The organism is Scytonema sp. NUACC21 (assembly GCF_054684315.1).
In genome coordinates this window covers 31,038-43,502 of sequence record NZ_BAAFZH010000059.1, presented here as the reverse complement: position 1 = coordinate 43,502, position 12,465 = coordinate 31,038, and the positions used below count along the sequence as shown (strand labels likewise).

Here is a 12,465-nt window from a genome sequence, read left to right as displayed (position 1 = left end):
ACGATGAGTCTACTTAATTTGGCTGTAAGGTTGGCAGTTGAATGCGTGAAAATACTAAGATGGCTGCTCTATGAGTTGACAATGCGGATGTGGAAAGGCTACTGTACTAATCTGGGGTAAACTTCCGGGTTTTCTATCCCAAAATTTAGATACATAGAGAGTTTTGAGCAAGCGCGTACAAAAATCCCACGCAGGGCACGGCAATCCATAGTATTGGGTATCCAGATGAGTAAATCATAGACATACCTCGTTACCCGCCCCAGTTCGTCGATGGTCTCGATTTAGCAACCTGCAGCGTCGTACTTGGTCTTTGTGCGTGGATTGTCGTCAAGTGTGGTGCTCTTTGTGTTCCGTAGCTACTATCAATGTCACTAAAAAACCCCTCTCCGTTTGCAGAGAAGGGCTTACTGGATATGACGCTATTTTAATAAGCGTCCTGTAATTCGTAGAAGTCAGGTGAAATGTAATCCTTACGCAGGGGCCAACCAACCCAATCTTCCGGCATCAACAGCCGCTTGAGATTTGGGTGTCCTTCGTAAACAATGCCGAACATATCAAAAGATTCGCGTTCCTGCCAGTCTGCTGTCTTCCAAATCCAGTAAACTGAAGGGACTCTGGGATTTTCCCTAGGTAGGAACACTTTGAGTCTGACTTCTTCGGGGCGATCGGCATTGTCACCGACTTTGATCAAATGATACATACTGACCAACTGTTGCCCAGGTCCCAAGTCAATTCCACATTGACATTGAAGATAATTAAATCCGTAGGCATACAGTGCAGTGCAAAGTGGAAGTAAGAAATCTGGCTCGACCTTAATCACCTCCACACCATTGTGGTCTGGTTCTAAAGACTCATGAGCAAAGTCATTTTCTGCCAACCACTGTGACACTTTACCTGCTTTTACCAGTGACTGTTCGCCAGCTGGTACTGGTTTCGATTCTTCTTCAGCCACGGTTTGTTTCCTCCTTCTTCGCTTTCTCTGTCAGGAGAGCAGGTGGTACTGGTAAACCAATCGCCTCGGTTAATTCCTTCGGCGGTGCTACACGCGTATCAGACAGCAAATACTGACCTGTGTGGATTTGCTCTGTTGGTTTGAGTTTGTGGGTTGTACTGTAATAGCGGTGAGTTTGCCTAGCCCGATGTCGTTCTTGTATCGAATCATCAGCTATTTTTTTCCGCAATTTGATAATCGCGTCAATAATTGCCTCTGGACGTGGCGGACAACCGGGCAAGTAAACGTCCACTGGAATCAGCTTATCGACTCCACGTACTGCTGAGGGAGAGTCCGAAAGGAAAACCTCTCTCTAAATCTCTCTCCTATAAGGAGAGAGACTTTGAATTTTGGGTTTGAAAGTTAGATGTTTTGTAGAATTTTCCACATGACATGAAAAGTCAGGAATTCTTTCCCCCCCTTCCCTATAAGGGAAGGGGGTTGGGGGGTTAGGTCAGTACGTAATACATAAGGGTAGATTAACTCTACTTACACTTTGACAATTACTAGTATCAAATATAGCATATAAAAATGGGTGGGCAATACCCGTTCTACAAAGACAACTTCTGACTTTTACTGAGCCTCCATTGGCATTCTAAAGTTAGAAGCGTAGGTTTGGCATTTGCCACCATTCCCAGGGAACCTGAATTCAGAAAGACACGCTTGCTTATGGAAACAACGGGCGATTAGAAAGACGGTCATCATCAAATGCTTGACGGAGATATTCCCAACTTTCTGTCTGTTCTTGTTTATCACTTTCCTCTCTAGCCAATTACTATCTTTAGGCTATAACTGTATTTATTACATACCCGGAGCAAATATAGCATATATGTCCAAAAATTGGGAAACTTGACTCTTTTAGAAAAAACGATAAATAGTTCAATATTTGATAAAGTTTATGAGCAAAAGAAGCTTGGGTATCGAGAGTCACAACTATTGATTACACGTTCATTGGTCGAGAAACCTAATGTAGGAGGTAATACGCAGTTAAACCGTGCTATACAGTCATTAGGAATACAAGAATTTGATACTTGGAATTCTACAGCTATAGATAAACGTCAAGAAATACTAGCGCAGTTAGCTAAAAGAGTTTGGGGTTTAGAATCTGATATTTGAATAATGGGACGTTTGTATTTGGGTAAAGTCGAGTTCCCTGCAAGCGACTTCTCTGGGACTAACGCCATCCTCTCCTAATTCATAAGGAGGGTTAAGGAGGGGTATTTTTATTATAATTATTCAAGCGAATATGTACAAAAATCTAACAAAATCTAGGTTTTTAGACAAATTATAGGAGAAAAATCATGGTTTATATTGTAAATCTTGACAAGAATGATTTAGAGCAAGTTATTTATTGTCTCAGTCATACCTTCCCTCAAGAAACTATGTCTAAAGCATTAGAAATTAATGCCAACAGTTTTAGTCCTTTTGCTGAAATAGTTTGTCGAAAAGCAATCAAAGAGCAGTTATCTCTGGTTGCTAAAGATGAGGAATCTGGTGATGTTATCGGTTTTAGTATCTTGGAAGACTTTGTATCTGAATTTCCCAAACTAGATGGTATTGATACCCGATTTCTTCCTATTCTGAATCTTCTGAGCGAACTTGATGACTGGTATAAAAGTAACTACCAACTAAAACCTGGGGAGGTCTTACATCTATTTATGACTGGAGTTGATGAACGGTATAGGGGTCAGGGAATTGCTCAAAAACTTATGGAAGAAATATTCAATGTAGCGAAAAATAATGGTTACAAAAGTATAATTGCAGAATGCACGGGAGCTATTACCCAACACATACGAGCTAAATATGGTTTCCAGGCAATAAAAGAGATAGAGTATAAAACCTATTTATATAATGGGGAGTTAGTATTTAAAGGCATTGACGATCCTCGAAGTTGTAAATTAATGCTCAAAACTTTGGTTTAATAACCAATTTAGTTTGAAGATACGCTCTTTATGTGCTGAAAAATGACCCAGAGATGCTGACAATAGGATAGGGAATTCTACGTTGACGCCGCTTCCCGATTTTCCAACCAAGCGATTGAGTAATCAACTGTGTGTGAGCATCATGACAGCTTGAACTAACCGTTCTGGCTCAAGTGGCTTTGTGACGTGCCGTTGATAACCGCTCGCTATGGCTCGCTGGTGATCTGTTTCTCTGGCAAAGGCTGTCAATGCGATCGCTGGAATCTGTCCCCCTTGTTCGGGAGGCAAAGTACGAACCTGTTGGATCAGGGTGTAGCCATCGACTTCGGGCATTCCAATATCGCTAACTAACACATCGGGTTGAAAGGTTGCTAAATTTGCCAGTACCTCTGTGGCAGAGGTAACCATCAAAACCTCTGCTCCATATTGGCTAAGTAATACCGTTAATAGTTCGCGGGCATCCGGTTCATCATCAACGGCAAGGACTCGAATTCCTGTCAGATCGAGTTCTTGTTGGGGCAATTCGTTTAGCTGCCGCATTTTTGGTTCAATGTTTAGCAACGGGAACTGGATGGTAAACGTTGCTCCTAATCCTTCACCAGGACTATCAGCCGCGATCGTGCTACCGTGAGCCTCAACCAATTGACGAACGATCGCCAAGCCCAGCCCTAATCCTCCATACTTGCGCGTAATCGAAGCATCCTCTTGCCGGAACGATTCAAAGATGTGGGGCAGAAAGTCTGGGCTGATGCCAATTCCCGTGTCTCTTACGGTAAGTTGTGCCCGATCGCCAATCCGCTCCAATAGGATGTCTACCCGTCCCCCATTAGGCGTGAATTTAATCGCATTAGACAACAGGTTCCAGACGATTTGCTGCAGGCGGGCGGTATCACCAGACACTTGACCGATGTTGGGCAATACGGTATGCAGGGTGATGGACTTTGCACCGGCAGCAGCTTTGACGGTTTCGATCGCCGCTTCAATCGCACTGGATAGATTGACAGAAGCCATATTCAAGCTGAGTTTGCCACGCAGAATCTTGGCAACATCAAGCAAGTCATCGATGAGTTGTGTCTGTAATCTGACATTCCGCTCGATTATGGCGAGGGCTTCAGCCGTTTTAGCCGCGTCAAGCTTGCGAGATTGCAGGAGCTTTGTCCAGCCTAGAATTGGGTTCAGCGGAGAGCGCAATTCATGGGACAGCACCGCCAAAAATTCATCCTTAATCCGATTAGCGCGTTCGGCTTCGGCTCTGGCAGCTTGTTCGCGTTGCAGCAATTGTTCTCGCTCTGCCTCAGCCCGCTTTTTTTCTGTAATGTTGAGAACAGTACCGATGAAACGAACGACAACTCCAGCTGAGTTGAACAATGCTTTTCCCTTCGCTGCAACCCATCGTTCGATGCCATCTTCAAGTCCCACAGTGCGGTACTCAATATCGTAATTGCCGCCGCTTTCAGGATTGAACGATTCCAGCACAACGCGATCGGTGCGATCGCGTTCCTCTGGATGCAACCCTGCCAGGAAAACGTCCCAGGTAATTTCAGCACTAGGTGGTAGCCCAAACATTGCTTTGCACCCATCGTCCCACTTCAAGACTTTGGTGATGGGGTTAAAATCCCACGTTCCGAGTTCGGCTGACTCCATTGTCAGGCGCAAGCGGTTCTCACTTTCATTCAGGGCGGCTTCTACTTGTTTGCGATCGCTAATATCCTCAAACAAAATGGCAACTTTTCGACTTTCTGGCTCTCCAACCCGAAAAGAAGAAACACCGAACCACCGATTCAATGCCTCGGAGTAGTTTTCATACCGAACGGGTTCACCGGTCAGCACAACATTGCCATAGAGATCGATCCAGTACTGTTCCAATTGTGGGTGCAGCTCGCGGGCGGTTTTGCCTTGTGCATCTTTCAGACCGGAGTGTTTCTCAAAAACTGAGTTGATTTCTAACAAACGGTAATCGATTGGCTTGTTCTGCTCGTCAAACAGCACTTCAGCAACGCAAAAGCCTTCATTCATCGATTCAAACAAAGTGCGATAACGTTCTTCAGAAACACGCAAGGCTTCCTCGGTTTGTTTGCGATCGCTAATATCAATCACAGAACCGATATAACCTCTGAACTCGCCATCTTCCCCAAACCAGGGATTTGCCGCATCGATCGCCCAGCAATATACACCATCTTGGCGGCGCAACCGATATTCCAATCGAAACGCTTCACGGCGTTCATTTGCCCTCAAAAAAATATGTTTGGAAGATTCACTGTCTTCGGGATGTACCGCATTGAGCCAGCCAAATCCCAGACCGGTCTCCTCGGTTTGACTGGTGAAGTCGTACCAACTCCGATTGAGATAGGTACAGTCGCCTGTAGGATCGGTTACCCAAATCATGACAGGAGCGTTATCCGCCATGTCACGGAATCGTTTTTCGCTGGCTCGCAGGGCGGCTTCTACCTGTTTGCGCTCGGAAATATCCATATCAACCCCAGTCATCTTGACTGGATTGCCGGTGGCGTCATAGAACACGCGTCCCAGACCCAATGCCCAGCGCATTGTTCCATCGGGCTTAATAAAGCGGAACTCAATGTTGTAGTCTTCCCGTTCATACTGAGCGCGATGAATAGCTTCCTCAATCCAAGGCAGATCGTCGGGATGAATCATTGCCCTGACGGTTGCATACTGCCCATCAAAACTACCGGGAGCCATGCCAAACAGGCGTTCTAAATTGGTAGACCAGTTGACCTTACCCGTCTGAATGTCCCAATCCCAACTGCCCATCTGAGCGGCTGCCATTGCCAGGTCAAGCCGTTCCTGGTTTTGTTGCAGGGCAATTTCGGTTTGCTGATGGTTAATAATTTCCTTCAGCAGCCTTGCTTCTAATTGCTTCTGGTTATCGATATTCGTAATCGTGCCAATCCAGCCTGTAATCTGTCCCCGATTATCTTGCGTTGGTACAGCTCGGCAGATAAACCACTGATACTCGCCATCCCAACGGCGAAAGCGGCATTCAATTTCAAATGACTCGCCATTCGCGATCGCCTCGTGCCATCGCCTCAAGGCGCGATCTTGTTCATCGGGGTGAACTGCATTAGCTCTCGCCACGCCTATCGACTCTGCTTCACTCAACCCCGTGTATTCGTACCAGCGTTGATTCCGATAGTTGACAATTCCGGCTGCATCGGCTGTCCAAATCATTTGGGGCATAGCTTCAGTTAACTCTCGGTACCGTTGTTGGCTGGCTTTGAGAGCTGCAGCATCTTGATTCCGGTCTGTGATATCTAAAAAAGCTCCGATGACACTCCGGACTTGATTGCGATCGCTCCGTAGGGGAGTTGCATAGCATAGAAGTTGGCGCAGGGTGCCGTCGGGCAGCAGAATGTCAAACTCTACATCGCGCACCTCTACACCTAAGGAACCAGCTACTTGCATCGGCAAATTCTCGGCCGGGATTTCCTGCCCATTTTGGAAGGTTCGATAGGTTGGTTGCTCGTTGGCAGGCGCACTCTTCGAGATATTGTTACCAGGATCGACACCGAGCAAGTGCCGAAGGTAGGCATTGCTTTGCATTTGAGTACAAGCTGAATCGGTGGCGATTGCAATTCCTACCGGAATCATGTCTAACAGCGATTGCAATTCCGATACCCGATTGGTTAACTCCTGGTTAAGTTGTTGAATGGCGGCTTCCGCTTGTTTTTGCTGGCTTAAATCGATAGCGAATGCGACATGTTCACCCGTGCTATCTATCCACTGCGTGCTGCTAATCCAAATTGGGAGCCGCGTTCCATCACGGCGGAGCAGTTCCTTTTCCACAGGTGGAGCAAAGCCCTGTTGCTGTATCTGTGCCATCGCCCTGTCTGTTTGTTCGGAGTACTCTGGCGGGATAAAGTTACGCCAGTTCATCTCCTGTTGCTCAAACTCTTCCCGCGTTAGCCCGTGCAGGTGCAGCATGGTGTTGTTAATCACCTTCACCTTACCGTCTGCGCTACCAATGCCAATGCCGATCGGAGCCGTGTCAATCAGCCGGTGTAAGCAATTCTGCTGCTGTTGTAGGTCTGTTATCGTCTGGCTCAACTCTAACTCCAACCGCTTGCGATCGGTGACATCACGCCAGGAGGCAACAAAGCCATCATTCAACTTGGTCGCCCGAATATCAAACGCCCGCTCTAACCTCTGCTCACCTCCATAGGTGTCCTCGTAGATCAGCGAGTCTTTGATTAAGGGTTCTCCCGTTTCAACCAATTGACAATACTCGTCAAACAGATCCGATTCGCGATGTCCCGGCAGCACGTCACATAAGCCTCGACCGATCTGCATCTCTTTGGGCATCTGGTTGTTTTCACACGCCGCCGCATTGAGATAATCGATGCGAAAGTCTAGAATTTGCCCCGACTCATCCCGTATGGCTGAGAAGATACCAAAGCAGTCCAGCATATTTTCAACCGAGGTTTGAAACTGCTCCTGGCTGCGTTGCAGTTTCCGTCGCAACTCTGCATTTTCAATCGCACTCCGCATCGCTAGGCGCAAATCGTCGGGAGTTATCCGATCTCTGACCAGATAATCTGCCGCTCCATTTTTGAACGCATGGACGGCAGTCTTCGTGTCTCCACTACCAATTACGACGATCGGCGGGCAGCGATCGCCCATCTGTTCCTTTAGTTGACAAAGCAGATTGATGCTCTTGGCATGGGGAAAGTGAATTTCTAGGAGAATGCCATCAACCTGCTGTAATTGAGACAGTGGCAGAACCGATATGTTGTACTGCTTTGTGAGAACTTTGTATGCAACATTCTTATCCTGCTGTAATTGCTGCTCATAATTGTTATCGTTCTTGTTAGAGTCAGCAATCACAAGAACAGTCCGATGAGTTGACATACTTAATTATGCACAAACCCTCTATATAACTACCCCAATTCGGGTGATTATACAGTATTTTTCTACATACAGCAGATTGCAATGCGGAAGAGGTACAGATTGCTGTAAGGGCTCTCGGCCTATAGCCCCTACGGGTGTACTTCATTTACCTAGAATGTGCTGTAACATTTATATTCAGCTATTATAGGGAATTTTTCCGTATAACTACCTCAAGTAAGCTTATTATATAGCATTTTTCCACATAACATCCTCAATTAGAATCAATATCTTGTCAATTAAGCATCGATTTTGGAGCAAAAATAGTACAAATGAACGCCTTGAAAGGGCTGGGCTGGCAATGCCCACCTTCCCGGTGCAAAATTACCGATACTGAACCTTGGCGATCTTGGCGACGCCAGATGCTTCAACGGGGGGAAGCCCCGCAACGCACTGGCTCGTCTTGGCGGTTTTTAATAAGTAATCTTCTAGCGGGAATGCTTTCACTTGTTTAATGGTGGGCAATGCCCACCCTACGGGATTTTCTACTTGCTTCCAGCACCTGTTGGCATACCCAAGATATCCTCAATCCTGGGCATTTGTTCCAAAGGAATCACGCGTCCTTCATCCTCAAAACCGGCAAGCATTAGAACGCTACGAGCAAGCATTGGATTTCTACCGTCAGATCGGCGCTCGTTTGGGGGAAGCAAACACCCTCATAGCCATCGGCGATGTGTTGCAGTTCCTCAAACGCAGCAGCGAAGCATTAGAACGCTACGAGCAAGCATTGGATTTCTACCGTCAGATCGGCGCTCGTTTGGGGGAAGCAAACACCCTCAAAGCCATCGGCGATGTGTTGCAGTTCCTAGACCGCCGCGATGAAGCATTAGAACGCTACGAGCAAGCTTTGGATTTCTACCGTCAGATCGGCGCTCGTTTGGGGGAAGCAAACGTTTTACAAGAATTGGGTAAATTAGAAGCCAATCGCATACAAGCACTGGAATATCTACAACAAGCCCAAAATCTATATGTTGAAATTGGCGATCGCTACAGTCAAAGCCGCAACCTACTATTTATCGCTGATGTCCATTTAAATATGAAACAGCAAGACGCGGCAATTGACTGCTTGCATCGTGCAGCCGAACTCGCTACTGCTATTAACTATGAACCTCTAGTCAAATCTGCCCAAGATAAGATAGCACAAATTGAATCTTCCGCTGCAGTATAAACCAATGGTGGGCTTTAGCCCTACCTACTACCGTGTCCACTATTTATCGCTGATGTCACACCATCAACACGGTAGAATGTGCTTATTAGCAAGAAGAACCGCGACTATGGTCAACCATTCCTCCCAAGCAAGGACGCCAGGTAATTTTACTTCGCGGATACCACCGTTGGAAAGTGGCGATCGCCTCACGCGTCCTGAATTTGAGCGGCGATATAATGCTATGCCCGATGTCAAGAAAGCTGAATTGATTGAAGGAATCGTTTACGTGGCATCTCCTTTACGCTTTGAACCTCATGCCGAACCGCATGGAGATTTAATGATTTGGCTTGGGAATTACAAAGTGGCAACGCCCGGTGTCAGGATGGGTGATAACCCAACTGTTCGGTTGGACTTGGACAATGAACCCCAACCCGATGCTATTCTGTTAATTGATAACAATTGTGGCGGACGGTCTCACATAAGTATTGATGGCTATGTGGAAGGTGCGCCAGAATTAGTGGCAGAAATTGCAGCGAGCAGTGCGACTAAAGATTTACACGACAAAAAACGTGCCTATCGTCGTAATGGGATTCAGGAATATGTTGTCTGGCAGGTTTTTGAAAGCACTGTAAGTTGGTTTAGCTTGGAGGATGGTGAATACGTTTCGTTGATATCGGATGCGGCAGGTATAATTCAAAGTAAAGTGTTTCCAGGATTGTGGCTGAATGTACCAGCGTTAGTGGCGGGAGAAATGCAACGGGTATTGGCCGTGTTACAAGATGGGATAAGTTCACCAGAGCATCAAGCGTTTGTGCAGCAACTGAGAAAAGGAATTAAGCAATAGGTGTTGGAACAAGCCCTGTTTTTTGGCTTCATAATCCTCCATAGATAGCTGTTCTTCGCGTTAGATGACAAATTGGTAGATTTGTACAATATCGTGATTATATTTTGAAGTTGGCGATCGCTACAGTCAAAGCACTAAATCATTAAATTTCTCTGCTTGGCGCTCTTGACGCCAAAGCTAATTTGTAGCTGTAGGGATTGTAAAGTAAAAAGTTGTTCCCACGCCTGGTTCTGACTCAGCCCAAATACGCCCGTGGTGACGTTCAACAATCTTTTTACAAATTGCCAACCCAATACCAGTTCCTGGAACTTCTTTACGAGTATGTAGTCTCTGAAAGATTTGGAAAATGCGTTCGAGATACTGGGATTTGATACCTATCCCATTATCCGTGATGGAAAATAACCACTCCTCACCTTGTAATTCTGCTCTGATTTGAATCTTAGGTGTTTCTTCACGGCGAAACTTAATAGCATTAGCAATTAAATTTTGAAACAATTGTACCATTTGAGTGCGATCGGCTGTGACAGTTGGTAGGGAATTGTAACTGATGTTGGCGTTGTTCTCTGCAGTTAGGACTTGTAAATTGTTAAGTGCTTGAGTCACGACAACGTTGCAATCTGTGGGAGTAAATGCTTTTCCTTTGGTACCAACACGAGAATATGCAAGTAAGTCTTGAATCAACTGACGCATCCGTGTTGCCCCATCTATTGTGTAGGCAATATACTCTTGAGCAGTTTCATCCAGAATATTTTGATATTCTTCTGCTAAAAGTTGGGTATAACCTGCTACTGCCCGCAATGGCTCTTGTAAATCATGAGATGCAATGTAGGCAAACTGTTCAAGCTCTTGGTTAGAACGTTGTAACTCAGTATTTAATTCTTGCAAAGTAGCATTTGCGGTATGCAATTCACTGGTTCTCTCTTGCACTCGGATTTCCAGTTCATCTCGTGCTTCTCGAAGTGCTTGCTCTGCTTGTTTTTGCAGGGTAATATTTTGGGACATCGACATTCCGGCAAAAATCTCTCCCTGTTCGTTTCTCACCGGTACGACATGAACATGGTAAATCAGATCGCCATAGGGAACGTCTGCTACGACGGTCGCCCCTGTCAAAGCAGAACGGTAGAACGGTTCTAACACTGTGCTGGTTTGTGCTGGCAAAACTTCCCAAAGCGTCTTTCCCTCTAGTTTTGCTCGACTCAGTCCAACCTCTCCTAACCCCCTTCCTTCAGCTAAGGTATATCGTAGATCTTGATTAAATAGCATGACCGAACCATTGGGAAAATTTTGAACAAGGGTACGATATAGTTCTTCACTGCGCCTTAAGGCTTCTTCCGCCCGTTTGCGTTCGGTAATGTCCCGACAACTGATGACCCTACCAACAATTTGACTGCCTAAAAATTGAGGTTTGGAATAGCGTTCGCAAATTTTGCCATTCTTAAGTTCAAATATGCCATATCCTTGGCAATCAGGGTGAGCGATCTCTTTTTCAATTTGAACTCGAAGGCTTTCTGGATCTTTTAATTGCTGATAAACACACAGCACCATTTGGCGGTGGTCATTTTTTTTGAGAATGCTATCCTCGATTCGCCACAGATCTACATATTTTTGATTGTACGTAATTATCTTATCTTTCAAATCAATTGCTAAGATTGCATCTGCTGTAGATTCCAAAGTGGTCTGAAGCAAAGACAGCGAATGCTCAACTTCTGCAGTGCGTTCGTTCACACGCTGTTCTAGAAGTTCGTTGGTCTGTTTTAAAGATACTTGCACCTGTCTCAGTGCTTCTTCTATCTGCTTGCGTTCCTGAATTTCTTCTTGTAATGCCAAATTTGCTGCTTCTAATTCGGCTGGGCTTGGCAAACCCAAAGCTATAGAAACTATCGTTCCCAACTGCAAGGCAGTGTATAGAGAAACAGCAGCTGTTCCTGCTTTAACCACACCAGCAAGCCAGTAAGCAGGATGCCAAAGAGTCCAAATTTCCAATAAGTGAGTAGTGCCACAAAAGATAATAAAGGCTCCAAATAACCAGAAAATCCAGCGGAAGGGCAAATCCCGGCGTTGGCGGGCAAAGAAAATCAAAAAAGCTGGGATGGAATAATAGGAAAGCCCTGTAATTAAATCTGAAAGTAAATGCAACCAGACAAGTGTTGGTTGCCAAAGATAACAGTGCCCGTGAGGAATAAAATTTTCTGGAGATATAAAATGACGAAATAAATCCCACATAGTAACAGTTTATTTATATGTTAACTATCAAACAGCTAGCAAAAATCAAGATTTTTATTGGAATATGGCTCTAGAATATTGGTTCGCTAATTCTAACAACTCAGTTTCTTTAAGTTTAGCCAACGAAAGCTATGAACTAACTTTCTAGTCTGGCACATCAACGCCTTAACCTGCTTTACCGGATATTAAAGCTTGTTCTATGGTATGAACAAATTTTATAAGTATGTAGAAATTTGAAACAAAACCTAAAATTTACGCAGGTTTAATATTAAGCTTATATTTTTCAGGTTGAACTACTTATTAAGTTCCTCATTTATACTGAAGACCCCTTTCCAACAAAAAATACCTAAAGGCTTAAGGTGGGCACTGCCCACAGTACAATCTTGCAAGGCAGTGCCCACCCTAAAAAAGTTGGTAACTATAGAGCGGGAAGAAA

8 protein-coding genes and 1 pseudogene are annotated in these 12,465 nt (G+C 45.2%); 5 read left to right on the top strand and 4 right to left on the bottom strand.

What is annotated here, in order from left to right:
- Nucleotides 1–424 precede the first annotated feature (424 nt).
- Nucleotides 425–952 carry an NAD(P)H-quinone oxidoreductase subunit J gene (locus tag ACYRY3_RS09175; RefSeq protein ID WP_460201386.1) on the bottom strand — a complete coding sequence of 176 codons (528 nt, stop codon included), beginning with the start codon at nucleotides 950–952 and terminating at the stop codon, nucleotides 425–427.
- Nucleotides 945–1,298: pseudogene (locus tag ACYRY3_RS09170) on the bottom strand (NADH-quinone oxidoreductase subunit B family protein); the annotation flags it as partial. The gene ACYRY3_RS09175 and the pseudogene ACYRY3_RS09170, both read right to left, overlap by 8 nt.
- A gap of 485 nt (nucleotides 1,299–1,783) precedes the next feature.
- Here ACYRY3_RS09170 and ACYRY3_RS09165 point away from each other — a divergent pair.
- Together ACYRY3_RS09165 and ACYRY3_RS09160 are read left to right on the top strand one after the other, a co-directional pair.
- Complete coding sequence (locus tag ACYRY3_RS09165; RefSeq protein ID WP_460201404.1) at nucleotides 1,784–2,107, top strand: HNH endonuclease family protein; 324 nt, start codon at nucleotides 1,784–1,786, stop codon at nucleotides 2,105–2,107.
- A 185-nt stretch (nucleotides 2,108–2,292) separates the two neighbouring features.
- The gene (locus ACYRY3_RS09160; protein WP_460201385.1) at nucleotides 2,293–2,913 is read left to right on the top strand and encodes a GNAT family N-acetyltransferase; all 621 of its coding nucleotides are present in this window, start codon (nucleotides 2,293–2,295) and stop codon (nucleotides 2,911–2,913) included.
- Between the two features lie 123 nt (nucleotides 2,914–3,036).
- Here the strand turns inward: ACYRY3_RS09160 and ACYRY3_RS09155 are convergent, their stop codons facing one another.
- Nucleotides 3,037–7,779 (bottom strand): PAS domain S-box protein, encoded by a 4,743-nt coding sequence (locus tag ACYRY3_RS09155; protein ID WP_460201384.1) that lies wholly within the window; start codon nucleotides 7,777–7,779, stop codon nucleotides 3,037–3,039.
- A gap of 308 nt (nucleotides 7,780–8,087) precedes the next feature.
- On the opposite strand from ACYRY3_RS09155, the gene ACYRY3_RS09150 reads away from it, so the two are divergent.
- From ACYRY3_RS09150 to ACYRY3_RS09140, 3 genes are all read left to right on the top strand, one after another.
- Nucleotides 8,088–8,270 carry a hypothetical protein gene (locus ACYRY3_RS09150; protein WP_460201383.1) on the top strand — a complete coding sequence of 61 codons (183 nt, stop codon included), beginning with the start codon at nucleotides 8,088–8,090 and terminating at the stop codon, nucleotides 8,268–8,270.
- Between the two features lie 152 nt (nucleotides 8,271–8,422).
- Nucleotides 8,423–8,983 (top strand): tetratricopeptide repeat protein, encoded by a 561-nt coding sequence (locus ACYRY3_RS09145; RefSeq protein WP_460201382.1) that lies wholly within the window; start codon nucleotides 8,423–8,425, stop codon nucleotides 8,981–8,983.
- Between the two features lie 106 nt (nucleotides 8,984–9,089).
- Nucleotides 9,090–9,806, top strand: a complete 717-nt coding sequence (locus ACYRY3_RS09140) for a Uma2 family endonuclease (RefSeq protein WP_460201381.1) — start codon at nucleotides 9,090–9,092, stop codon at nucleotides 9,804–9,806.
- A gap of 177 nt (nucleotides 9,807–9,983) precedes the next feature.
- Here ACYRY3_RS09140 and ACYRY3_RS09135 read toward each other — a convergent pair whose 3' ends face one another.
- A complete protein-coding gene (locus tag ACYRY3_RS09135; RefSeq protein ID WP_460201380.1) occupies nucleotides 9,984–12,029 on the bottom strand; it encodes a sensor histidine kinase in 2,046 nt (681 codons plus the stop codon).
- Nucleotides 12,030–12,465 lie beyond the last annotated feature (436 nt).

What these genes read in the sequence shown, in the direction of transcription:
- ACYRY3_RS09150 (WP_460201383.1), top strand. Translation starts at nt 8,088, where the DNA reads ATGAACGCCTTGAAAGGGCTGGGCTGGCAATGCCCACCTTCCCGGTGC.
- ACYRY3_RS09135 (WP_460201380.1), bottom strand. Translation starts at nt 12,029, where the DNA reads ATGTGGGATTTATTTCGTCATTTTATATCTCCAGAAAATTTTATTCCT.
- ACYRY3_RS09160 (WP_460201385.1), top strand. Translation starts at nt 2,293, where the DNA reads ATGGTTTATATTGTAAATCTTGACAAGAATGATTTAGAGCAAGTTATT.
- ACYRY3_RS09155 (WP_460201384.1), bottom strand. Translation starts at nt 7,779, where the DNA reads ATGTCAACTCATCGGACTGTTCTTGTGATTGCTGACTCTAACAAGAAC.
- ACYRY3_RS09140 (WP_460201381.1), top strand. Translation starts at nt 9,090, where the DNA reads ATGGTCAACCATTCCTCCCAAGCAAGGACGCCAGGTAATTTTACTTCG.